The sequence below is a fragment of the Planococcus sp. MSAK28401 genome (genome assembly GCF_018283455.1).
In the GTDB taxonomy this organism is placed as follows: domain Bacteria; phylum Bacillota; class Bacilli; order Bacillales_A; family Planococcaceae; genus Planococcus; species Planococcus alpniumensis.
The window spans coordinates 1,807,346-1,829,275 of the sequence record NZ_JAAMTH010000001.1 but is presented as its reverse complement, the minus strand read 5'-3'; the positions used below and the strand labels follow the sequence as shown (position 1 = coordinate 1,829,275).

The 21,930-nt window shown below is 49.5% G+C and carries 24 protein-coding genes; 15 read left to right on the top strand and 9 right to left on the bottom strand.

Translation table 11 applies throughout. The annotated features are described in order from the left end of the window. Nucleotides 1-101: 101 nt before the first annotated feature. Together G3255_RS09365 and G3255_RS09360 are read left to right on the top strand one after the other, a co-directional pair. Complete coding sequence (locus G3255_RS09365) at nt 102-791, top strand: SGNH/GDSL hydrolase family protein (protein WP_211654229.1); 690 nt, start codon at nt 102-104, stop codon at nt 789-791. Nucleotides 792-1,002: 211 nt separating this feature from the next. Beyond that, nucleotides 1,003-2,100, top strand: coding sequence for an acyltransferase family protein (locus G3255_RS09360; protein ID WP_211654228.1), 1,098 nt, complete (start codon nt 1,003-1,005; stop codon nt 2,098-2,100). Between the two features lie 36 nt (nt 2,101-2,136). Here the strand turns inward: G3255_RS09360 and G3255_RS09355 are convergent, their stop codons facing one another. From G3255_RS09355 to G3255_RS09345, 3 genes are all read right to left on the bottom strand, one after another. After that, nucleotides 2,137-2,556: a DUF2892 domain-containing protein gene (locus tag G3255_RS09355; protein ID WP_121299640.1), complete on the bottom strand. Its 420-nt coding sequence runs from the start codon at nt 2,554-2,556 to the stop codon at nt 2,137-2,139. 96 nt (nt 2,557-2,652) lie between these two features. Next, on the bottom strand, nt 2,653-3,225 hold the full coding sequence (locus tag G3255_RS09350; protein ID WP_211654227.1) for a peroxiredoxin family protein: 573 nt from the start codon (nt 3,223-3,225) through the stop codon (nt 2,653-2,655). After that, the gene (locus G3255_RS09345) at nt 3,222-3,842 is read right to left on the bottom strand and encodes a hypothetical protein (protein WP_211654226.1); all 621 of its coding nucleotides are present in this window, start codon (nt 3,840-3,842) and stop codon (nt 3,222-3,224) included. Before G3255_RS09345 ends, G3255_RS09350 begins: the two co-directional genes overlap by 4 nt. Before the next feature lie 158 nt (nt 3,843-4,000). Between G3255_RS09345 and G3255_RS09340 the strand changes: the two genes are divergently transcribed. Further along, nucleotides 4,001-4,603: a class I SAM-dependent methyltransferase gene (locus G3255_RS09340; RefSeq protein WP_211654225.1), complete on the top strand. Its 603-nt coding sequence runs from the start codon at nt 4,001-4,003 to the stop codon at nt 4,601-4,603. Nucleotides 4,604-4,648: 45 nt separating this feature from the next. Here G3255_RS09340 and G3255_RS09335 read toward each other — a convergent pair whose 3' ends face one another. Both G3255_RS09335 and G3255_RS09330 read right to left on the bottom strand, forming a co-directional pair. Further along, on the bottom strand, nt 4,649-5,632 hold the full coding sequence (locus G3255_RS09335) for a c-type cytochrome (RefSeq protein ID WP_249222099.1): 984 nt from the start codon (nt 5,630-5,632) through the stop codon (nt 4,649-4,651). Between the two features lie 110 nt (nt 5,633-5,742). Then, nucleotides 5,743-6,597, bottom strand: a complete 855-nt coding sequence (locus tag G3255_RS09330) for an NAD(P)H-hydrate dehydratase (protein WP_211654224.1) — start codon at nt 6,595-6,597, stop codon at nt 5,743-5,745. A 386-nt stretch (nt 6,598-6,983) separates the two neighbouring features. On the opposite strand from G3255_RS09330, the gene G3255_RS09325 reads away from it, so the two are divergent. The 3 genes from G3255_RS09325 (at nt 6,984) to G3255_RS09315 (ending at nt 9,996) form a co-directional block, all read left to right on the top strand. After that, complete coding sequence (locus tag G3255_RS09325; protein WP_249222271.1) at nt 6,984-8,123, top strand: M14 family zinc carboxypeptidase; 1,140 nt, start codon at nt 6,984-6,986, stop codon at nt 8,121-8,123. A gap of 99 nt (nt 8,124-8,222) precedes the next feature. Next, nucleotides 8,223-9,158 (top strand): MBL fold metallo-hydrolase, encoded by a 936-nt coding sequence (locus tag G3255_RS09320; protein ID WP_211654223.1) that lies wholly within the window; start codon nt 8,223-8,225, stop codon nt 9,156-9,158. A 115-nt stretch (nt 9,159-9,273) separates the two neighbouring features. Next, entirely contained in the window at nt 9,274-9,996 is a 723-nt protein-coding gene (locus G3255_RS09315) for a 3-ketoacyl-ACP reductase (protein ID WP_211654222.1), read from the top strand. A gap of 46 nt (nt 9,997-10,042) precedes the next feature. On the opposite strand, the gene ptsP is transcribed toward G3255_RS09315, so the two are convergent. Together ptsP and G3255_RS09305 are read right to left on the bottom strand one after the other, a co-directional pair. After that, complete coding sequence (gene ptsP / locus G3255_RS09310; protein ID WP_211654221.1) at nt 10,043-11,755, bottom strand: phosphoenolpyruvate--protein phosphotransferase; 1,713 nt, start codon at nt 11,753-11,755, stop codon at nt 10,043-10,045. Next, nucleotides 11,752-12,021 (bottom strand): phosphocarrier protein HPr, encoded by a 270-nt coding sequence (locus tag G3255_RS09305; RefSeq protein ID WP_211654220.1) that lies wholly within the window; start codon nt 12,019-12,021, stop codon nt 11,752-11,754. The genes ptsP and G3255_RS09305 overlap by 4 nt, the downstream gene beginning before the upstream one ends. Nucleotides 12,022-12,167: 146 nt before the next feature. On the opposite strand from G3255_RS09305, the gene G3255_RS09300 reads away from it, so the two are divergent. The 3 genes from G3255_RS09300 to G3255_RS09290 are packed head-to-tail and all read left to right on the top strand — an operon-like array spanning nt 12,168 to nt 15,777. Next, nucleotides 12,168-12,920 carry a DeoR/GlpR family DNA-binding transcription regulator gene (locus tag G3255_RS09300; protein WP_211654219.1) on the top strand — a complete coding sequence of 251 codons (753 nt, stop codon included), beginning with the start codon at nt 12,168-12,170 and terminating at the stop codon, nt 12,918-12,920. Next, entirely contained in the window at nt 12,917-13,849 is a 933-nt protein-coding gene (pfkB, locus tag G3255_RS09295; protein ID WP_211654218.1) for a 1-phosphofructokinase, read from the top strand. Before G3255_RS09300 ends, pfkB begins: the two co-directional genes overlap by 4 nt. Beyond that, nucleotides 13,846-15,777, top strand: a complete 1,932-nt coding sequence (locus G3255_RS09290) for a PTS fructose transporter subunit IIABC (RefSeq protein ID WP_211654217.1) — start codon at nt 13,846-13,848, stop codon at nt 15,775-15,777. The genes pfkB and G3255_RS09290 overlap by 4 nt, the downstream gene beginning before the upstream one ends. 83 nt (nt 15,778-15,860) lie before the next feature. On the opposite strand, the gene G3255_RS09285 is transcribed toward G3255_RS09290, so the two are convergent. After that, nucleotides 15,861-16,136: an HPr family phosphocarrier protein gene (locus G3255_RS09285; protein ID WP_211654216.1), complete on the bottom strand. Its 276-nt coding sequence runs from the start codon at nt 16,134-16,136 to the stop codon at nt 15,861-15,863. A gap of 245 nt (nt 16,137-16,381) precedes the next feature. On the opposite strand from G3255_RS09285, the gene G3255_RS09280 reads away from it, so the two are divergent. The 4 genes from G3255_RS09280 (at nt 16,382) to G3255_RS09265 (ending at nt 18,158) form a co-directional block, all read left to right on the top strand. Next, nucleotides 16,382-16,747, top strand: coding sequence for a nuclear transport factor 2 family protein (locus G3255_RS09280; RefSeq protein WP_211654215.1), 366 nt, complete (start codon nt 16,382-16,384; stop codon nt 16,745-16,747). 198 nt (nt 16,748-16,945) lie between these two features. Further along, entirely contained in the window at nt 16,946-17,149 is a 204-nt protein-coding gene (locus G3255_RS09275) for a hypothetical protein (RefSeq protein WP_211654214.1), read from the top strand. A gap of 48 nt (nt 17,150-17,197) precedes the next feature. Then, a complete protein-coding gene (locus G3255_RS09270; RefSeq protein WP_211654213.1) occupies nt 17,198-17,785 on the top strand; it encodes a histidine phosphatase family protein in 588 nt (195 codons plus the stop codon). A 28-nt stretch (nt 17,786-17,813) separates the two neighbouring features. Continuing rightward, nucleotides 17,814-18,158: a hypothetical protein gene (locus G3255_RS09265; protein WP_211654212.1), complete on the top strand. Its 345-nt coding sequence runs from the start codon at nt 17,814-17,816 to the stop codon at nt 18,156-18,158. Nucleotides 18,159-18,225: 67 nt separating this feature from the next. Here G3255_RS09265 and G3255_RS09260 read toward each other — a convergent pair whose 3' ends face one another. Continuing rightward, entirely contained in the window at nt 18,226-18,438 is a 213-nt protein-coding gene (locus G3255_RS09260; protein ID WP_211654211.1) for a hypothetical protein, read from the bottom strand. Nucleotides 18,439-18,543: 105 nt separating this feature from the next. Between G3255_RS09260 and G3255_RS09255 the strand changes: the two genes are divergently transcribed. Together G3255_RS09255 and G3255_RS09250 are read left to right on the top strand one after the other, a co-directional pair. Then, nucleotides 18,544-18,999 carry an SRPBCC family protein gene (locus tag G3255_RS09255; RefSeq protein ID WP_211654210.1) on the top strand — a complete coding sequence of 152 codons (456 nt, stop codon included), beginning with the start codon at nt 18,544-18,546 and terminating at the stop codon, nt 18,997-18,999. Nucleotides 19,000-19,234: 235 nt separating this feature from the next. Then, complete coding sequence (locus G3255_RS09250; RefSeq protein WP_211654209.1) at nt 19,235-21,247, top strand: ABC1 kinase family protein; 2,013 nt, start codon at nt 19,235-19,237, stop codon at nt 21,245-21,247. The last annotated feature ends 683 nt before the right edge of the window (nt 21,248-21,930 follow it).

Genomic DNA, 21,930 nt, shown 5'->3' with positions numbered 1-21,930 from the left:
TTCCAGTCCTATAGGTTATGCATATAAGCGTGAAAAGGGAAAAGAAACAAGCAGATATGCTAAAATGAAGAGATACGAAAGCGAGGGGGGCGTGCAGAAGATTGGGCAAGAATTTCCGGTCGAGTGCCCTTTATCAAAAGGCACTCAGACGTAAACAACGCAATGCGGCAAGGCCGCGACATATAGATAAGATCGTCATTCTCGGCGATTCCGTAGCGTATGGCTACGGGACAAAGGGCGGAATTGCAAGACATTTGGAAGACAGCTTTCCGGCTAGTGAGGTGCTGAACTTCGGCATCAATGGATTGACGAGTGATGGCCTCGTCGAACGGCTCCGGGCCGATCATTGGCAGTCGGAATTGGCTCAAGCCGATCTCGTGCTGCTGAATATCGGCGGCAACGATTTGCTGCGTCAATACAAGGATGGAGGCGCAAGTGAATTGATCCGCCAGTTTGCTGCATTGAAAAAGAAATACCGCCGCAATTTGTTGGAGATTTACGGGCATATTCAAGCTGGCAACAATCGAGTGTTGATCGTCCAAAACAGCTTATATAATTCGATGAAAAAAGAAGTGCAGTATTTCGGTTTCACCAACCTGCTGTTCCGCATGTGGAATTCGGCAATCGGCGCGAAAGGCGTCATCGTCACGAACACGCGGAAAATGGGGAAAGTGCCGTCCATTTGGCTGGATTCGATCCATCCGAACGAAGAAGGCTATGCGATCATGCATCAATTGCTGCTGGAAACCTTGCAGACAACCGGCATAGCAGTTGTAAAAGATCGTCGATGAACGACCAGACCCGGGCCATTTATGGTTTCCGGGTTTTTTGATGCTTGAAATATGCCAGCGTTAGATGCTCTAGCAGGCAGTGGGAGAAAATGCTTGTGGTTTTAAAGAAACGTGGTATATTATGTCTATAAATTTTAAATTCTGATGAGGCTCATGGTTTACATTAGGTCTTTTGCCGAGTGTTTGAATTTGCAATAGAGGGGTGGGGCGCATGAGAAGGAAGCTGGTACTGATCCAATTGTCCAGGGCATTGGTGCCGATATTGGTCATGCTTCACCATTTATCGACGACCATGATGGATTACTACGGGTTTAACATTTGGAACCTGGCGTATTTGCCGCTGACCGGCGGCGTCTATTATTTCTTTTCCTTGTCGGGGTTTATGGCTTATTATATTTACCGACGAAAATTCGGAAAAAGAGGCCAATTATCGGATTTTCTGATCAATCGCTTTATTCGAATCTATCCACTGTACTGGGTTGTGACCTTGGCGTTTCTACTCCTGGCATTTCTCTTCCCATGGTTTGCAACGGGGGCGGAGCGGGACATGGCTGTCATTTTGACTTCGATTTTCCTAGTCCCGAATCCTGAATGGCAAGACCCGTTCTTGATCGTGGCATGGTCATTGGAATACACCATTTATTTTTATCTGATGTTTTCCGTGTTGTTTTTAAGCCCGCGCCTGCTCGGGAAGATACTATTCGCCGCCTGGGGCATCCTTTCGCTTTTGGGTGTCATCGGCATCGTCTATATCGATCATTTTCTGTTCGACTTTCTGTTTGCTTCCTATAATTTAATGTTCATAGCGGGTGTGTTTTGTGCATGGCTCATTCTCCACGCCGACATACCGGTCATCATCGGGTATCTATTCATCGCCTGTGGGTTGATTGGTTTTCCTGTGACATGGATGAATGCGATAAATCCGTTTATGGAAGTCAGTTTTGAAATGAGCGCCAGCATCTCGATCATGTTGTTGTTGATTGGGCTTGGCGTGGTCGATTTGAAAAAAGATATCCATATTCCGAACGCGTTTCATCAACTCGGCAACGCCGCATTTGCGATTTATCTCGTCCATAATGTAGTGCTCGATGTATTCTCTGAATGGATGGATCAAGTCGGTTTGCATGAAGTATTGGGCAATGTCGGCATGAGCATGGTACTCGTGGCTTTGATGATGTTTTTCGGGATTTTGGCGCATTTCAAGCTCGAACTGCCGCTGCACCGAATCTTTAAAGGCTGGCTGCAGCGAAACAAAACACCTAGTGTGGCACCAAGTAGTGATACAGACGCTGCGACGAAAAATACTTAAAAATCCCCTAAGCGCTAAGGCTTAGGGGATTTTATCTTATTCAGGTTTATTCAATAAATTCTGCAAAGCCTTTTTTTCACGGTTGATTTCGTCGACGGTGCGGACGCCTAGTTTACGGAAAATGACGATCGCCGGTGTCCAGCCTTGCAGCGCGTGCTGAATGATGGCTGCACTTGACGCTCCCGCTAGAAGCGCCCATTTTCTGTTGCCCTTTACTGCCAAAAGAGTGGAAAGGGCTGCAACGGACGCCATATTTACTTTCATTAGGCGTTCAGTGTCCCATTCGTTGTCCAACTCGTTAATACGCGCCCGGATTTCACTTTCGCCTTGGCGCTTGTAGTAATTGACCGAAGCTTCCGTTTCCCGTTCGATTTGCTGATTGATGTGGTCAGGTGTGTGGTCGTTCACTTTAGATTGTGTCGATGGCAATTGTTCTTTAGCTAAATCAAGTTCCATGAAAAAATCCTCCATTTCATTGCAAGTCCTGCTACTTGTATTCCGCAAATGGCTTTTCTTTAAACCCTTAAGTTCATGCAAGCCTTACGGAGAAACTTAGTCGATGCTGTCTGTCTGGTCTTTCATGATCTGTTCATCCATCGGGCCGACAATTTTTTGGGCGATTTCGCCTTTCGTGTTGAGGATGTAGGTTGTCGGCACAGTACGGATTTGATACGTTTGGGCGGTGCTTCCGGTTTCGTCCATTGGAATGGAGAACGTCAAACCGAATTCATCGATAAACGAGCGAATCGCTTCATCTCCGTTATCTTGTGCGGTCAGGTTAACTGCCAGGATAACGACATCGCCGTCTGCGTTGTTTTCGTGAAATTCCTGCATATGCGGCATTTCAGCTCGGCATGGGGGACACCAGGTCGCCCAGAAGTTCAAGATGACTTTTTTGCCGCGGTAATCGGATAGTTTGACCGTTTCGCCGTTTTGGTCAGTCAATGTGAAATCGGGGGCTAACTGACCTTGTGAGAGGCCTTCGGCAAGTGACGCGTCTTGTGCGCTTGCGGAAGTGGCGGATTCGCTCGTGTCGATTGGCTGAGCATCTTCTTCAAAGAAATTAATGGCAATGATGGCGATCGCTGCAACCAGCAATATGCCGATGATGGCTTTTTTTATCATTTGCTCGGTCCTTTCTGTTCAAAACGTATGTACATGGCGATCGTGAATGCGGCAACAACAATGAGCGTCGCATTTTGCCAAGTCACTAGCGGGCCGAATGCGCTTAGGATGAGCAGTTCCACTGTGAAAAACGCGGTAAGCAATAAGCCATTCGGGACGTCTGACCGTTTTCCCAGCATGCGGATGGCCACGATAGCTGCTGCGAAAAGCGCGGTTTGAAGGGCTGCTTGCATAAACTGGGCGTCAAAATAATGCAGGATGGACTGATATGCCAGAAAAAACAATAGCCAGGCAGTGGCAGCCTGTTCCGCCACGGCAGCCTGTTTTCTTTGTGCTAAGGCCAAATAGCCGATAAGCGATACTATGGCGAGCAAATGCCCGTACAATCCGCCGTTAAAATAAAGAATGGATAAAGGCATGTCAAGAAAATGCGGCAAATGGAAAACGATGTAGCTGAGCTTCCATGTCAGGACGTAAAGCGCCAAAGCGTTCCAGTACCATTCGCCAGGTTTATGCCCATTCGCGGCGCGCATCAGCAGGCTTGCCGCTGCGGCTGCCAAAAGTACAGAAACCCATACCGCAGGAACGGTCAGGTGCAGTATCGGAACATAGCTCAATGGCTTTGTCCAGTACGGTGTCTATTCATTATAAAGATACCTCCGTCCGTATTGAAAATCTTATGCCTGGCGCTTTCCATTATAGCGGAAAGCACAATCTTTTCATCTTTTTTGTTTGTCGATTATGATTGAATCAAGACTGCATCAGGAGGTGCTATATGGCTACATGGCATGAACGCTTTCAAACAACTGAATATGTATATGGGACAGACCCAAACCAGTTTATCGAAATGATGCAAAATAAGCTCAGGCTGTCTGGACGAGCGCTTGCGATAGCGGAAGGCGAGGGCCGCAACGCCGTCTATCTGGCTGAACAGGGCATGGATGTCACCGCTTGGGATTTGGCGAGAAGCGGATTGGATAAGACGGAGCGGCTGGTAGAAGAACGCCACGTGGCGGTTTTGACAGAGCAAGTAGACCTGGCACACGCTGAATGGGCAGAAGGAGCCTGGGACCTCATCATTTGCGTATTCGGCCATTATCCAAAAGACGTGCAGCACAAAACATTCGATGGCATCCGGCATGCATTGAAACCGGGCGGCCATTTCCTGATGGAAGTATATTCCGTCGACCAATCCGCTTATGGCACCGGCGGCCCGAAACAGGAATCATTCCTGTACCGTCCAGAAGAAGTGCTCGAGGCTTTTCAGGAGTTTAAAATTACCCATTTTTTCACAGGGGAAGTCGAGCGGCATGAAGGCAAGTTGCATAATGGCTTGTCGCATGTCATCCAGCTCGCTTGCCAAAAACCTGTGGAATGATAGGCAAGAGAACACCCATCACCGATTTTTGGCGATGGGTGTTTTTTACTTGGCATCTTTTCCGAGCACTTCGTTCCAATCGATCGTGCCGTCTGTCACTTGATCACGCCGTTCTTTAGTCATGGCATCCGGGGGCCGGTCGCCGTTTGGCCAATCTTGTTCATGCCCTTTCCATTCGGGGCGATCCTGTGACAGGACGAAAGCAGCCAGGTCGCTAGCCTCCTGGTCGGATAATGTATTCTCAGCGCCTTTTGGCATATTGTTCTGCAAATAGCCGGCCATCTTCGACATGCGTGCAAGTCCTGCACCGTCGTTGAACGAGCCCTCTCCCCATAGGGCAGGACCGCTGTTCGAGCCGGTGCCGGCGCCATCAGCTGCGTGGCAGGCTACACAACTTGCCTGGTAAAGCTTCTCTCCATTATCGACATCGGGCACCGGAACGTCTTCCATGGTATTCTGGTGGCGCCAAGGCATTTCTGCACCTTGCGGAATGCCTTCGGAAATATATTTGAAGTAGGCAACCATGGCATCCATGTCCTCATCGTCTTCTGCAAACATTTCACCGTTCATGCTACGGACCATGCAGCCGTTGATGCGCTCTTCGAGTGTGACCATTTCACCCGAACGCCCGATATACATCGGGTAAGCGGAAGCCATGCCGACGAGTGAAGAGGAATCTTTCTCAAGCCCGGCTCCTGCATGGCAGCTAGTACAGGACAATTCATTAACGCGTTGTTGGCCATCGTCTACGCTGGCGGCATCTGCGCGCAATACTTCCGAAGTGTTATTAACCAGTTCATAGCCGCGTTTCACCGCTTCGCCTTCAGGTCCTTCCGGTACCTCATCCAAAGACGGCGGATTGTGGGCGACGCCTGCTGTCGCTTGGTCTGTTTGGGCGGTTTCAACCTTATCTAGCTGGCCTTCCGCTGTTATCGATTTTTCAGCAGACAGTTCACTGGATAAGACGCCGATGGCAATGACAGCGAGAATCAACAGAAAAATGCTGCCGTAGCCAAGTCTTTTCATCATGTCGAACACTCCTTTCAAGTCACTTTCAGCCTAACAAACAAAAAATAGCCTGGCTGTGAACTAATTCACAGCCAGGCTATTACGCATGTGACGATTTTCCGAACAACAGATCACTCGAATTGTTTCCATACTTCCGGCAGCAGCTCCGCAATATCGCGTGCCAACATGGTGTGGGGGGAGCGGGTTTTGATGAATTCGTCCGCACACGCTCCGTGCAAGTAAACGGCATTCAAAACGGCGTAGCGCCAGTTTTCATGGCAGCATAGCATGCCGAGCATTATGCCGGTCAGCATATCGCCCGTGCCGCCTTTTGCAAGCGCGGCATTTCCTGTCGGGTTGCGGAACAGTTCGCCGTCCGGAAACGCGATAGTTGTTCGGGGGCCTTTCAAGACGAGCGTCAAATTGTGTTCCGTGGCAAATGCAGAAGCACACGAACCGGGAGACTCGCTAAGCTGCTCCATTGAATAACCAGAGATCCGGCTGAATTCACCGGCGTGCGGCGTCAAGATAAGCGGGGCGCTTCTTTTGGCATAGCTTCGTTCGCTCAATGCACCTGCATCGAGAATGAGTGGGGCAGAAGACTTCAGCAAACTGTCAATAGCGGCTTCGGTCAAGGCATCCGGCAAGGTGCCAGGCCCACAGGCGATGGCTTTATAGGAAGTGAGTGAATGGGTGCCGTTGGCGATATGGATCAGCGCATCCGGTACATACGTCGCTTCGGCCGCCGCGTGAGCGATGCTGCGGATGGTTTCGCGGTATGTCCCGATTGCCAATTTCCCGACGCCGCTTGTTAACGCGCCGAGCCCGGAAATCAAGGCAGCCCCGGGCATATCCGGGCCTCCGGCTACTAATAGCGCCGTTCCAAACACACCTTTATGGCTGTCTTGTGCGCGTTTTGGCAATGTGCTGCGTACCATTTCCTGAGACCAGATGAGGCTGTCTTGCGGGATTTGTGGATCGTTCATATGAAAACCTCCAGTTTCTTCCTTGATGGTATAACTGTAGCCGATTCAGGGCAATAGGCAAACCCTAAAGCGCCATTTATAGAAACTAACGGAGAAATCAGTATTTTACTGATGAATATCTTCAGTTGCCAACTGGATGCTGCAGGTATTTCGTCCCACGAAACAATTAAAATCAGCGAGCTCGAAATTTGCGCTCCGGCAATGGTAACGGGCGAAGGGCGATTGACGCTGTGGATTATATATCCAAAGAACTGAAATTTCTGACAACTATAGGCGAGATTGACAAGCTTTGCTATACTCAGCCTATTCAATGAAAAGGAGTGGGGATAGTGAAAAAACACATATTCAAGACAATGACGATGGCGGGGCTTTGTGCGATGCTTGCGATGCCGGTGCAAGCAGCAGAGCCTGCACAGCCGACTGAACACCATCATGACAACGCCATTTCCGGATTTATCGATTATGCGGAGTTGCAAAAAGAACTTCAACGCATCGAAGCCAACAGCAAAGGCTCGGTTTCCGTGGATGTTGCCGGCCAATCCTTTGAAGGCCGCGATATTTATACGGCGACTGTCGGGACCGGCGATAAAGTGCTGCTGATCCAAAGTGAGATTCACGGAAACGAAAAAACAGGCACTGTGGCCATTTTGAATATGTTGAAAACCCTATCCGGCAACTCGAAAGCGGCGAAAGCCTTGCGCGACGAAGTGACGATCGTCTTCATGCCGATGATGAATCCGGATGCCTCAGAAGGCGATAAGCGCCGCAATAGCATGACATGGAGCGATGTCGTGGCGGATTATCCGGAACTCGCCGCTGCAACGCCATCATGGAATTATTTGGATCGCGGAATCAGCCAAAGCTATGATTACGGCGCCAACCCAGGCTTTGATGTCAACCGCGATTTTAACCCGGACCTGGACTATGTACCACAAGCCGAAGATTTCCCTGGCGCATCGAACGAACCGGGCTGGTTTATCACGAAAGAAGCCCAAGTGTCACGCGAGGTCTATAAATCGTTGCAAGCGGAATACGGCACCGTCGACGTCTTTATCGACCTGCATCACCAAGGGATGTATTATGTCGATGGCACGCCGGATCCAGTGACATTATCGCTGTCCGCACAATTCGTCCCGGACCCATCGACTGCTGAAGGGGCGAAATACAGCGAATATGCAGACCGCTACAATTATGATTTTTCACGTCAGCTGAATGTAGCAGCGTATGAGGAGCTGCAGTCCTACGGCAATTCGAAATTCACCAATATCTCGCTTTATTCACAAGGGCTCGATTTGCCGGGCACAGCGCTTGGCAGCTATGCGCTGAATGGCAGCGGCACCGTGTTGTTTGAAGTACGCGGCCAAACCCAGTCGCTTGGGCAAAAAGAAAAAGGCCAATTGGTCAAATCGGTGGAGCGCGGCTTGACGGCCATTGTCGAAGGCGTTGCCGATGACAGCGTCTACTCATTGGACCCGGAAGACTATGAAGACATTCCATTGACTTCCTATAGCCCATCCAGCAATTGATGGGAAACGCCGCCGAATTCTGGCGGCGTTTTTATGTGCCGAGTTGTGAGGCAAGCCCGGGCTTTGGTAGACTGAAAACAAACAGAAAGGGGTGCCAGCATGGCAATTAGCAAGTTGAACGACCGCATTCAATTGATCGACGGTTTCGATCTCGGCCTCGAACAGCGAACAGGCAGCTACGTCATCATGGAACAGCAGCTGACCATTATTGAAACAGGACCGAGCCCGTCGGTGGAGCATGTGAAACAAGGATTGAACGAACTCGGCATCTCACTCGATGAGGTCCGTTACATCATCGTGACCCACATCCACCTCGACCACGCCGGGGGAGCGGGCTTACTCTTGCAGGACTGCCCGAACGCGACACTCATCGTCCACCCGAAAGGCGCCAGGCACCTGGCAGACCCGAGCCGTCTCATCGCCGGCGCGCGCGCAGTATACGGTGACCAATTCGATGACTTGTTCAATCCGATTGTCCCGGTGCCCGAACACCGCATCGATATCAAAACGGAAGGCGACCGGCTGCAGATCGGCCCGGACTGTACGCTTGAGTTTTGGGATACGCCGGGCCATGCCAAGCATCATTTCGGCATCTATGACCCTGTGTCAAACGGGTTTTTCGCAGGGGATACAGCCGGCATCCGCTATGCCCAGCTGATCGAAGACGGCATCGATTTTTACTTGCCGTCCACCTCGCCAAACCAATTCGACCCTAAGGCGATGAAGGCATCCATCGAACGGATGGAACGGCAGCAACTTGATGTACTTTATTTCGGGCATTTCAGCGCTGCGCATAACCCTGATGCAGCGCTAGAGCAGGTGCTGGAATGGCTCGAACTGTTTGTCGAACAAGGGGCGGCTGCCTACCGCCAGGAAGAATCCGCGGACCAATTGGCGAAACGGCTGTTGGCACCGGTCATGGCGCAGCTGGCAGAGAAAGGCGTCAAGCAGCCGCACCGCGTGATGCCCTATATCGAAATGGACTTACAGGTCAGCGCGCAAGGTTTGTTGGATTATTTCCAAAAGCAAGGCTGAGGCTGTTTGCTGAAAAAAACTTTAATCCTCAGGCAATCCGCCGGTTTACCGCCGCCCGTTTAGGGGCAAAGACTAGAGCAGAGAAAATTCATTTAACTGAAGGGCGGAAAATAAAGTGGGACAAGTGTTAACAGAAAAGACAGCAATTATAACAGGAGCAGGGCGCGGCATCGGCCGGGCAACCGCCCTGGCACTGGCCAATGAAGGCGTGGCCGTCGGGTTGATCGCTAGGACACAAAAAGAAATCGAGCAATTAGCGAAAGAAATCCAATCGTTGCGGGGCCGCGCAGCATTTGCGGTTGCGGATGTGTCGGACCCCAAGCAAGTCGAAGCGGCCGTCGAGAAATTGACCGATGAACTCGGCACGATCGATATCCTCATCAATAATGCAGGAATCGGAAAATACGGCAAGTTCATGGAACTCGAAACCGAGGATTGGCAAAATATGCTCAATATCAATTTGATGGGCATGGTCCATATGACGAAAGCGGTGCTGCCGCAGATGGTGGAAAAACAAGGGGGCGACATCGTCAACATCTCCTCATCATCAGGGCTCAAAGGCACGAAAGGCTCAAGCGCCTATAGCGCGTCGAAATTCGCAGTGCTCGGCATGAGCGAGGCTTTGATGCAGGAAGTGCGCCCCGACAATATCCGTGTTTTCGCTTTGGCACCGAGCCGTGTCGTGACAAGCATGACCGATTCCGGCAATGAAACGGAACAGGAAAAAGAAAAGTTCATGCAGCCGGAAGACATCGCGGAATACATCGTTTCGCAACTGAAATTGAACCCGCGCATCTTTATTCCATTGTCAAAACAATGGGCGACCAACCCATTTTAATCACACGAAAAACCCCTGAACGCCTTTTTGGCATTCAGGGGTTTTTTCAGCTGATTCCTTTAACATACGCTTCGACTTCTTGAGAGGACGAAAGCGCGAGAATTTGGTCGGTATGCGAAGCCATTTCTTGTTTTGACAGACGGCTGATCTGTGCACGCGCCTTCAAAACAGAAGAAGCGCTCATGGAGAATTCATCCAAGCCGAGCCCGAGAAGAATCGGAATGGCGATGTCGTCGCCGGCCATCTCGCCGCACATGCCAGCCCATTTTCCTTCTTTATGCGCTGCGTCGATAACCATCTTCACCAAGCGCAAGATGGCCGGATTGAACGGTTGGTACAGATACGACACCCGTTCGTTCATGCGGTCAGCAGCCATCGTGTACTGGATCAAGTCATTCGTGCCGATGGAGAAGAAATCCACTTCTTTCGCGAAGACATCCGCCATAACGGCGGTAGAAGGAATCTCCACCATGATGCCGACTTCAATGGAGTCGCTCACCGGGATGCCGGCATCCGTTAACTTGGCCTTTTCTTCTTCCAGCAAAGCTTTGCCTTGGCGAAATTCTTCTAGCGTTGCAATCATCGGGAACATGATCTTCAAATTGCCATGGACGCTTGCGCGCAATAAGGCACGCAGCTGCGTTCTGAAGAGCTCCGGCATCTCTAAGCACAATCGAATCGCGCGCAGGCCAAGAAACGGATTCATTTCTTTTGGCAAGTCCAGATACGTGAGTTCTTTATCGCCGCCGATGTCGAGTGTCCGGACAACGGTCGGCTTGCCGTCCATGCCTTTTAACACTTTAGAATAGGCGTTAAACTGTTCGTCTTCTGTCGGGAAGGCGTCTCTTCCCATATAGAGAAACTCGGTACGGTAAAGGCCGATGCCTTCCGCGCCATGTTCGAGCACGCCGGCAAGGTCTTTTGGCGTGCCGATATTGGCGGCAAGTTCCACATGCTGCCCGTCTGCACTTATCGTCGGCTCATCTTTGAGCTTGGCCCATTCGGCTTTTTGGGCGTCATAAGCCAACTTTTCCTGCTCGAACTCCTGGATGGTCGCTGCGTCAGGGTCGACGATGATTTTGCCTGCCAAGCCATCGATAATTACCGTTTGGCCATTGTGGATCGTGGCCATGGCGTTTTGGGCACCGACCACTGCCGGGATTTCCAAGGTGCGCGCAAGGATAGCCGAATGCGAAGTGCGCCCGCCGATATCGGTAATGAAGCCTTTGACGAACTGGGCATTCAATTGAACGGTATCGGAAGGTGTCAAATCTTCGGCAATGACGATGACTTCCTCATCAATCATGCTCGGGTCTTGGATTTTGACGCCGAGCAGATGGGACAGCAAGCGTTTGCGAACGTCCCGGATATCAGCAGCGCGTTCTTTCATATACTCATTGTCCATCGCTTCAAACATTGTGATGAACATATCGCTTGTTTCCCGCAACGCGAATTCTGCATTGACGCTTTCCGCTGAAATGCGCTCTTTGATTGGCCCAATCAGTTCTGGGTCGCTCAAGACCAGCAAATGGGCGCCGAAAATCGCGGCTTCTTTATCGCTGATTTGTTGTGCGGTCTTTTGCTGGATAATTACAAGTTCGGCGGCCGCTTGTGCCACGGCTGCATCAAAGCGGGCGATTTCTTCTGCAGGATTGCCCACTTGTTGCTGTTCAACGGTCAATTCCGGATTTTCCAGGCGGAACGCTTTGGCGATGGCGATCCCAGTGGAGGCTGCGATACCGGAGAGAGGGCTTGTCATTGGTTGGAGATTCCTTCCGCTTTCAGCACTTCGTCGATTTTGGCCATCGCTTGTTCTTCATCCGTTCCGTCCGCAGCGATCGTCACGGTTGACCCTGATGCAATGCCGAGCGACATGACGCCGAGAATCGATTTCAAGTTGACTTGTTTGCCATTGAAGCCGAGCGTGATGTCCGATTGGAATTTTGAAATCGAACCGACAAGTGCGGATGCCGGGCGAGCGTGGATGCCTGCTTCGTCAGTAATTGTATATTGTTTTTCTACCATGTTGATTTCCTCCTATGGATGAACGTATTTGAGCGGTATTCATTCTTTTTTTGAATGAATTTGACTTCTTATGAAAGATTGTGATTGATTTTGAAAACGATTTCAAGTATTATCTATTTAATCAGAAAAGAAAAGAAGGTGAGGGAATGCTGACCACGGAGCGGCATCAACTGATTTTAAACCTTTTGAAAGAAAAGCAGAGCATTAAAATCCAGGAGCTGGTCGAACTGACAGCGGCTTCAGAATCCACCATCCGCCGGGATTTGACGGAACTTGAGGAATTACAGAAGCTGGAACGCGTTTTTGGCGGCGCCAGCCGGGTCGCCCAAAATGTGCCAGAACCGAGCCTGTCGGATAAGGCAGCAAAGAACCTAAAGGAAAAACAGCTGGTCGCGCGCTATGCGGCCTCACTCGTCAAAACAGGAGACTCGCTGTTCCTGGATGCAGGCACGACGACGGCGCAAATGATTCCTTTTTTAAAAGATAAAGATGTAACCGTTGTCACAAATGGCCTGAGCCATCTGGAAGCCTTGATCGAGCATGGGATCACTTCTTATTTGACGGGCGGATTCATCAAGTCGCGCACGGGTGCTTTGGTTGGTCCTCAGGCCAACCAGTCGCTGGAGAATTACCGCTTTGATAAAAGCTTTCTTGGCGTCAACGGGATTCACCCCGGCCACGGGTTCACGACACCGGACCCCGAAGAAGCGGCCGTCAAACGAAGAGCCGGGGAATTATCCAGAAGCTGTTATGTGCTGGCGGACCAATCAAAATTCGGCAAAGTCAGTTTTGCGCACATATTCGACTTAAGCCGGTCCGCACTTATCATCGACGGCTTGCCGGATGATGCATTAGTAGAAATCGAACGACAAACGACAATTAAGGTGGTGACACAATGATCTACACATGCACATTCGCTCCATCCATTGATTACACAGCCTATTTGCCGCATTTTGAAAGCGGCGCCTTGAACCGTTCGGATGAAGTGTATTATTACCCCGGCGGCAAAGGCATCAATGTCTCGCGCGTACTCAGCCGTTTGGGCCTGAAAAGCCGTGCGCTCGGATACGCTGGTGGTTTTACAGGGCGCTTTATTGAAGAGTTCCTGGACGCAGAAGGCATCGAAACCGATTTTATCGATACCGGCGCCATCACGCGAATCAATGTCAAAATCAAGACCGACGAAGAAACCGAATTGAATGGGCCAGGCCCGGTGCTGGAGGAAGCGCAGCTTGAACAATTGAAAGAAAAGATTGCCGTTATGGCACAAGGCGATTGGTTCGTCTTGGCGGGCAGCTTGCCGTCATCGGTTCCGACCCAATTCTTCAAGGATCTCGCCGATCGTTGCCAGGAGCGGGGCATTCATTTCGTGCTCGACACGTCAGGTCCCGCGCTGAAGGAATTGCTGGACACGAAGCCTTTCCTCATTAAACCGAACGAGCATGAACTCGGAGAGATGTTCGGGGTGGAAATCACCACCCCACAACAAGCTTTCCATTATGCCAGCCTGCTGGTGGAAAGAGGGGTCCAACATGTCGTCGTCTCCATGGGCGGGGCAGGAGCCATCTATGCTTCCCGTGAACATCGCTACACAGCCCAGGTGCCAAAAGGCAAAGTCGTCAACACCGTCGGCTCTGGAGATTCCTTAGTCTCAGGATTCATCGCTTCTTATATTCAGCATCAAAAGCCAGATAGAGCGTTCCAATACGGCGTCGCCAGCGGAAGCGCCACTGCTTTTCGGACCGATTTATGCGAACAGGCAGATGTGGAACAATTGCTCCCAGAAGTAACCGTAACCCCATTCGAAGAAAAGGATGTGACAAAATGAGAATTACACAATTATTGACGGAAAACACCATCATTCTGGATCTGAAAGCCCGCTCCAAACGGGAAGTATTGGACGAACTGGCTGGGCAACTGGACCAGGCCGGGAAATTGAAAGACAAAAAGCAATTCACGAAAGATATCCTGGCACGCGAAGAACAAAGCACGACAGGGATCGGCGATACCATCGCCATTCCCCACGCAAAATCCGAAGCGGTCAAAACACCGGCCATTGCGTTCGGCCGTTCTTTTGACGGGATTGACTTTGAATCGTTGGACGGGCAGCCGGCACAGCTGTTTTTCATGATTGCGGCAACAGCCGGGGCAAATGATGATCACTTGGAAGCCTTGTCTCGCCTCGCAACGTTTTTGATGGATGAGAAATTCCGCGTCAATATCCTAGAAGCCGAGTCGAAACAGCAAGTGCTTGATATCGTCTCTGCGAAAGAAGCGGAAGTGGACGGCCCAGAACAAGCAGATGACAGCGCACCGGTTGCCGGCACAGCAGAACCCGCTACAGGCGGCAAGATCCTAGCGGTTACGGCTTGCCCGACAGGCATCGCACATACCTATATGGCGGCTGAGAAGCTTAACGGGCGTGCGAAAGAGCGCGGCATCAACTTGAAAGTGGAAACGAACGGATCGAGCGGCGTGAAAAACCGCTTGACTGATGCAGAAATCGCGGAAGCGGATGCCATTATCGTCGCTGCCGATACAAAAGTTGAAATGGCAAGATTCGATGGCAAGCACGTCATCCAAACGCAAGTCGGCAAAGCGATCTACGAAGCGGACCAGCTTTTGGACCGCGCACTGGCACAAGATGCGCCTGTCTATAAGCATGACCGTACCAAAGATGCGGATGCCGGCACAGAGACAAAATCAGGATTCTACAAGCATTTGATGAACGGCGTTTCGAACATGCTGCCATTCGTCGTCGGCGGCGGGATCTTGATCGCCCTGTCGTTCTTCTTTGGCATTAACGCGGCAGATCCGAATAGCCCGGAATACAATGAGTTTGCTGCGATGCTGTCAACCATCGGCGGCGGCACGGCGTTCTTCTTGATGGTTCCTGTCCTTGCCGGATTTATCGCGATGAGCATTGCTGACCGTCCAGGTTTTGCTCCAGGGATGATCGGTGGCTTGCTTGCAATCACGGTCACAGGCGTTGAAGAAGCTAGCGGCGGTTCCGGTTTCCTCGGCGGTTTAATCGCTGGTTTCCTTGCCGGTTACGTGACGTTGCTAGTGAAGAAAGTGTTCTCGGGCATTCCGCAAAGCCTGGAAGGATTGAAACCGGTATTGTTCTACCCGGTATTCAGCATTCTGATCACAGGGGTCATCATGATGCTGATCAACCCGCCTTTGACTCAAGTGTATACTGGAATCTCCGCTTTCCTTGAAAGCCTTGGCGGCACCAATCTGGTTCTTGTCGGACTTTTACTTGGCGGCATGATGGCAGTCGATATGGGCGGCCCGGTCAACAAAGCCGCTTACACATTCGGCATCGCCATGCTCGATGCACAGAACTTCAACTTCATGGCAACCGTTATGGCAGCGGGCATGGTCCCACCGCTTGGACTGGCCATTGCAACAACGATGTTCAAGAAGAAATTCACCAAGCCGGAACGCGAAGCCGGCAAGACGGCGTATGTTCTCGGCGCTAGTTTCATCACTGAAGGCGTCATCCCGTTTGCTGCAGCCGACCCGGCTCGTGTCATCCCGTCAGCAGTTGCAGGTGCGGCCACGACCGGCGCGCTCGTCATGTTGTTTGACATCGGGCTTCGTGCACCACACGGCGGCGTATTCGTCATTGGCTTAATAGACGGCGGTGCAATTTCAAGTATCTTGATGTATTTGGCCGCTATCCTCGCTGGTTCATTCGTGACAGCGATTCTCGTCGGCTTGCTGAAGAAAAATATCACGACAGCTGCATAATTGAAAAACCGCCATCCGGTAATTACCGGATGGCGGTTTTTTTGTGCCTATGGAACAGCGGCTGTTAAATGCGCTCAAAGGCGTTATTGCCCTGAATCGATCATGCCTTGCGCTTCCAATAGGGCGGTTGTGCCAAGTATTGCTTGTTGTGCGTCCTCACCGTCCGCATGGATCGTGACGGTAGAGCGGGTCGGAATCCCAAGCCCCATGACGCCGAGTATGGATTTCAAGTTGACAGTCCGGTTTTTGAATTCGAGCGAGAGTTCTGATTGGAAGCGGTTCGCTTCACTGACAAGTGCTGCAGCAGGACGCGCATGCAAGCCTTCTTCTGCGGTAATGAAAAATTGTTTTTTGGCCATATGGATGTATCCTCCCAGTGCTTAATGTAACAATGCATTTTTCCATTATAACCATTTAAGGGAGACAAGCAACGAAAAAATCAAGCTTGAAGAGTTGGAAGCGAAATAAACAGGGGAAATCGGAAACAATAGGCTAGGCAGGGTGCAGCAAAGAGAGTAAACTGTAAATAAGTTGAATATTCAGATAAAAAAAGCATCAGCTGTTCAGCCAATGAATCCTTACTAGTATGAGGGAGTGGAAAACCATGAAGACGAGCAGTACCACCGATTTTTTAAGGGATTTCAACGATGCTTTTTTCAAAGGCAAGAAAGAATTCATTGAACAGCATGTTTCGGACGATGTGGAATGGATCATGGTCGGGACGATGCCTTTAAAGGGAAGGCAGGCAGTAGTGGATGCGGCTTTTGGGATGCAGGATTACACGCAGATGGCGTTTGAGATCGACACCATCATTGCGGCGGGGCAGGAAGGTGCGGTAAAAGGCGTCATGACCGCAACAGGCGGAAATGATAGGGAGCGTAAATACTGTTATTGCGATTTTTATGAATGGCAAGGAGACGGCGAGCTGCAAATCACAAAAATGACATCGTTCGTGGTTGAAACGAAATAGAGCCGAAACTGGCTCTATTTTTTTAATATCTTTTTATTTAATTTACATGTATTAAACTACATAAGGTTATTGAAAAAATTAAAACCAGCATACAAGACAATATAGCAGTACAGGCAACTCTGGATGCTGACAATTCTTGCGTTCTCAGGAAAACTTCGGCAAGATGGAATAATAAGCAACAAGAAAGGGTGCGAGAAAGTGGATTATCTGCAATCACGCAAAAATGCATATGCCGTTCTACTGAGCGGACTCGTAGTGGGCGTCATCATTGCATTTTTGATCAACGATGACCCGGATACATCGACCTTGGTCGCTGCCGGTGCGATTGGTGTGGTGATCGGGGAAGCGATTATGTTCTGGCGCTGGAGCAAACAACGCAAAACAAAACAACGCGAAGATTGATGGCTGGCAGCAATTAATCAACTAACAGCAGAAGGGAAGTAGAGGACGATGACGACAATCTGCCTGATTCGGCACGGAGAAACAGAATGGAATAAGATAGGCCGCATCCAAGGAACGACGGACGTGCCGCTGAACGACACAGGGAAGTTGCAAGCACGCGCGTGTGGATATCATTTGACGGGAGAAGCGTGGGACGTCATCGTGACGAGCCCGCTCAAGCGCGCCAAAGAGACCGCGGCGATCATCAACGAAACGATGCGTTTGCCGGTATTTGAAATGGAAGAGTTCCAGGAAAAGCATTTCGGCAAAGCAGAAGGCATGACAGCGGAAGAGCGTTACGGCTTGTATCCGGACAAGAATTACCCTGGCCAGGAACAGCCGGAAGAATTCCACGGCAGGTTGTCAAATGGGCTTGCTCAACTCAATGAACGCTTCGGGAACCAGCGTGTGCTCGTTGTGGCGCACGGTGGCGTCATCAATGCCATACTGGAACAATTGGCGTACGGGGAATACGACGGCGAAGTCCGTTTGCAAAATGGCGGCATGAATCACTTGTCTTATGCCAGCCAGCGCTGGGAGATCCAAAAATATAATTTCATTGATCACCTCGAACTGAAGGATACGAATACAAAGTGATTACAATGAAGTAAAGGGAGCTTGGCAGATGGGACACGATGAAGCCGAGCGCTTGCATCAGGAAATCGAAAAACTGAAGTTTCATAACCGGACTCTGTTAGTGTTGCTCGGGAATCTATTGGAAGAGAAAATGCAAGAGCCAACGATCCACGAGGCGATCGTGGTGCATGATTTGTCAAAAGCTGAACTGCAGGTATTCACGCAATTGATCCGTGGCTATAGCGGCGATATAAAAGCTTTTGAACAGCAGGCAGCGGGCATGGGTCCTAAATTCACGAACCTGACCGTCAAAGGCTTGCTGCGAGGTTTCGCTGGGTCTGGCATGCTGTCCGGTAAATGTGAAGAAATTCTTCAATCATATGAAAAGAATTAATTGAAAAAACACCGCCCATCTCAGGCGGTGTTTTACAGGGGATTGATGAATTGCTGATGGCAGCAATTCATTTGTGTTTTTTGGCAGTTTCGCCAGCAGGCGTTTCTTTGGCGTCGAATATGCCGCGCCGGTAAACAAACACAGCGAGCGCCGCCATAAATAAGGCGGAATTGAACCAGAACACGAGATCATTTAAATTGCCGCCAAACAACAAGGTGTTGAGGACGGTCAATAGATGCATCACCAGTAAAAAAATAAACAGTATCGTTGAGGTTCTCATCAGATCACTCCATATCGTTGTACTTTTTCCATTGTAACGGAATTGGCGGACAGCGGTATGCATTTGAAGAAATTGTAGAAAAGAGTTCATGAAAGGATGAGAAAAATGGTCAAATGGAAAGAGCAAATGGTCATCGAAGCACCGATTGACCGGGTTTGGGAACTGTTCCAGGACGAAGAGATCCAGCGCATCATGCCAAAAGTGGAATCACACGATCTGCTCGAAGGGGAGAATAATGCAGCAGGCGCAAAACACGCGCAAGTGTATACGGAGGGCAAACAGCAGCAACGCTATATTGTTGAAACCTTGTCGTATGTGGATGAACCGGAAAGAAAATACAGGGAGACGGCTTTTGAGATGGGGCAGATGTTCAAAGTACGCTATGCGTTCAGTTTGGAAAAAGAGTCAGCGCAGAGCACGCGTTTTGTTTATGAAGGGCAAAACAAAGGCATGAGCGTCACAGGGAAAATGATGCTTTTGGCAGGCAGCAAAAAAGCAGCCCGAAATACCGTGTTGAACTTCATGAACAGGGTCAAGGAGCAAGCGGAATCCCACGAGTGAAAAAGATAATTCAGCAGGATAAGCTGGATATAAAATATAAATGTAATAAACTACATAAGGTTTAATATGAAAAAGAAAAAACCGCCAACAAGCAAAATTCATTCACAGCAAACAAAAAGCAGGAAGGGTATGGCGATACCTCGAAAGTACATATGTAGAAGGAATATAGTTGTATTCTAAAAAACGAACCAGCAATTTATCGTTGGTTCTATGGTTCAGCGAAAGGAGTCCGCGAATGGTCATATATGTACGGATGATTGCTGAAATGCTGGTCATCGCCATTTTTATTTATTTCGTCAGCGGCCGGTTGATGGGGTCGAAAGTGAATTTCACAAAACGTATATTGTCCGTCGTGCTGGGGATTGTCCTAACGACATTTGTCTATTGGTATTCCTATTTGCGTTATACCGAATTCATGGACGATGCCTTCGCAACGATGCTGACAGACACCAGCACCGTCATTTGGATCGGCAGCATGTTGATGATTTCGATGCTATTCTACTTGATACTGGAATTATTCGATCCGATTGAACTGGGTGACCGCGGTGAACGCATCACGAACCGCAAATTCATCTGGAAAAGGCTGCGCAGCCGTTGGAGACGCCAGAAACGCTTAAGCAAAGTGCTGGAGATTGCAGTCAAGAACGGCATTTCCAGCACATTGAAGTATGCGCGGCACCGCGAAAACAACCGGGAGCTTGCGGTCGCTTTCCGCAGGACGCTTGAAGAAGCCGGGGGCGTGTTCATCAAATTCGGCCAAGTATTGTCGACGAGGACGGATTTGTTCGCACCTGTCTTCATCGAGGAACTGAGCCAGCTGCAGCAAAACGTCAGAGCTTTGCCAAAAGAGCAAGTGACGGCAATTTTGAGAAAATCCATGGCACAGCCCATTGAAGAAGTATTTTCCAAGCTCGAGAAAGAACCGCTCGCCTCGGCATCAATCGGCCAAATACACCGCGGTGTGCTGCGCAAGACCAATGAAGAAGTCATCATCAAGATGCAGCGGCCGGAAGTGAGCGCCATCATGCGAGACGATTTAGATATTCTCGTGGAATTTGCCGAATGGGTGTCCAGCAAATCCACATGGGCACAAAATATCGGATTCCGTGAATTGGCAGTCGGATTCGCCAACGGCTTGCGCGAGGAAATCGATTTCGAAATCGAAATGCGCAATATGATCCAAGTGAGAAATGCCCTGGAAGACAGCAAAAATCAAGTCAAAATCCCGAAAGTCTACCGGGAATACAGCAATTCAACGATTATTGTCATGCAGTATTTCCAGGGCAAAAGCATTTCAAAAGGCGATGCGGTGTTTCGCCATTTCAATGTCGAACCGAAAAAATTCGGTCGCACGGTGCTGTTTTCATTTCTGGAACAAATGCTGTTTTCGGGTATATTTCACGCCGATCCGCATCCTGGGAATATTTTCATCGATGAAACGGATGGCAAACCCATTTTGCTTGATTTTGGTTCGGTCGGTCGCTTAACAGCGCCTCAGCAAGAAGCGCTCAATCATTTCATCATCGGCATCCAGCAAAACGATGCAAGCATCGTCCATGATGCGGTCAGAAAGCTGGTGGAAAACAGCGAGAAAATCGACGGGGCGAAATTTGAACAGGCTATCGGGGAGATTTTACTGAAGATTTCCTATGTCGACCGCATACCAACCGCCGAATTGATCCATTCCTTATTCGATGTCATTCGCGAATTCGGTTTGGCGTTTTATCCGTCCGTCGGGATTGCGTTAAGGTCGTTGATCAGCCTCGACAGCACCCTGCACACCATCGACCCGAATTTTGATATGTTCACGGAAGCGAAAAGCTTCGCGAAAGAATACAAAACCTCTGTGTTGAAAAAACCATTTAAACAGCCGCTCGCGACAAAAGAACGCATCGAGGAGGAATTGGTGCTCATCTTGCCGGAAGTCGCCAAACTGCCGAAACGCATCGACCAATTGATCCGTCGAGTAGAAGGCGGCAAGATTATTTTGCACCATGACGTGTTTTCCGATAAGCATAACTCCGGATTCGTCATGCAGTTATTTTCCAGGTTCGTCTTATTGATGTCGGGAATTACGTTCGGGTTCATATCAGCAGCCTTGCTGGCGATTGCCCAATTCATCGATACGGTGTACGCAATTTACTTGAATACAGCCGCATACGGGGGATTGTTCTTATGCGTCATTTTGCTCGTCAGGTTATCGATTCAGGCCATTCGCGATATGAAACGCAGCAACCAATATAAATAATGGGAAAATAGAGTGACAACCCATCCTGGAATCGATTCCGGGATGGGTTTTTGAATGGACTAGTTGATGCCTATGATGGATTTTGGGATGAGCTCAGCAATAAATTATCAATGGCAAGGTGCCGCCACAAGTCGAATAAGCACTAAGCGAAGCCAGTTGGAGCTTGCAGCGCATTTTAAATTAGTTGCAGCGTTAGGAGAAGGTGCATACCGAAAAAAGTACATCGCGAGAAATCCGGAGTGCAGAACGAGAAGTTGATATAAACTCAAACCAGTTTCAGGCAACACTAGATACGGACGAGGGGGACCGGTTGAACATTTATAAAGGCTGTTTTTAAATTTTAGTTTACATAATATAAATTATAGGAAGTTGCGTTTCATTTAATAAGTATACTCAAGACAGTGAGATGAAACCGATTTTTTTAGTGAAACCGGCTAGTTTTCCGTTCACTGAGTAATTCGTTTGTTTGAATGATTTTATCAGTTTTTAGCAATGAACGTTGCGCCAATTAAAATGATGAGTAAATTAAAAACCCAAACCGGTTCAGCTGTTGGTCAGCCGTTCTGGTTTGGGTTTAATTTCTTGTCAGCTTCTCGCAAATCAATTCGACTCGTAGTCGTCAGCCTGTTGATGATTCTGACACTCAATTATGCATCGCTGTATTCATACGTCTTTTAGATCGA

Coding starts and splice junctions, on each gene's coding strand:
- G3255_RS09270 (WP_211654213.1), top strand. CDS start 17,198: ATGACGACAATCTGCCTGATTCGGCACGGAGAAACAGAATGGAATAAG.
- G3255_RS09255 (WP_211654210.1), top strand. CDS start 18,544: ATGGTCAAATGGAAAGAGCAAATGGTCATCGAAGCACCGATTGACCGG.
- G3255_RS09290 (WP_211654217.1), top strand. CDS start 13,846: ATGAGAATTACACAATTATTGACGGAAAACACCATCATTCTGGATCTG.
- G3255_RS09320 (WP_211654223.1), top strand. CDS start 8,223: ATGGCAATTAGCAAGTTGAACGACCGCATTCAATTGATCGACGGTTTC.
- G3255_RS09265 (WP_211654212.1), top strand. CDS start 17,814: ATGGGACACGATGAAGCCGAGCGCTTGCATCAGGAAATCGAAAAACTG.
- G3255_RS09355 (WP_121299640.1), bottom strand. CDS start 2,556: ATGGAACTTGATTTAGCTAAAGAACAATTGCCATCGACACAATCTAAA.
- G3255_RS09350 (WP_211654227.1), bottom strand. CDS start 3,225: ATGATAAAAAAAGCCATCATCGGCATATTGCTGGTTGCAGCGATCGCC.
- G3255_RS09305 (WP_211654220.1), bottom strand. CDS start 12,021: ATGGTAGAAAAACAATATACAATTACTGACGAAGCAGGCATCCACGCT.
- G3255_RS09260 (WP_211654211.1), bottom strand. CDS start 18,438: ATGAGAACCTCAACGATACTGTTTATTTTTTTACTGGTGATGCATCTA.
- G3255_RS09360 (WP_211654228.1), top strand. CDS start 1,003: ATGAGAAGGAAGCTGGTACTGATCCAATTGTCCAGGGCATTGGTGCCG.
- pfkB (WP_211654218.1), top strand. CDS start 12,917: ATGATCTACACATGCACATTCGCTCCATCCATTGATTACACAGCCTAT.
- G3255_RS09280 (WP_211654215.1), top strand. CDS start 16,382: ATGAAGACGAGCAGTACCACCGATTTTTTAAGGGATTTCAACGATGCT.
- G3255_RS09325 (WP_249222271.1), top strand. CDS start 6,984: ATGCCGGTGCAAGCAGCAGAGCCTGCACAGCCGACTGAACACCATCAT.
- G3255_RS09285 (WP_211654216.1), bottom strand. CDS start 16,136: ATGGCCAAAAAACAATTTTTCATTACCGCAGAAGAAGGCTTGCATGCG.
- G3255_RS09300 (WP_211654219.1), top strand. CDS start 12,168: ATGCTGACCACGGAGCGGCATCAACTGATTTTAAACCTTTTGAAAGAA.
- G3255_RS09330 (WP_211654224.1), bottom strand. CDS start 6,597: ATGAACGATCCACAAATCCCGCAAGACAGCCTCATCTGGTCTCAGGAA.
- ptsP (WP_211654221.1), bottom strand. CDS start 11,755: ATGACAAGCCCTCTCTCCGGTATCGCAGCCTCCACTGGGATCGCCATC.
- G3255_RS09335 (WP_249222099.1), bottom strand. CDS start 5,632: ATGATGAAAAGACTTGGCTACGGCAGCATTTTTCTGTTGATTCTCGCT.
- G3255_RS09250 (WP_211654209.1), top strand. CDS start 19,235: ATGGTCATATATGTACGGATGATTGCTGAAATGCTGGTCATCGCCATT.
- G3255_RS09340 (WP_211654225.1), top strand. CDS start 4,001: ATGGCTACATGGCATGAACGCTTTCAAACAACTGAATATGTATATGGG.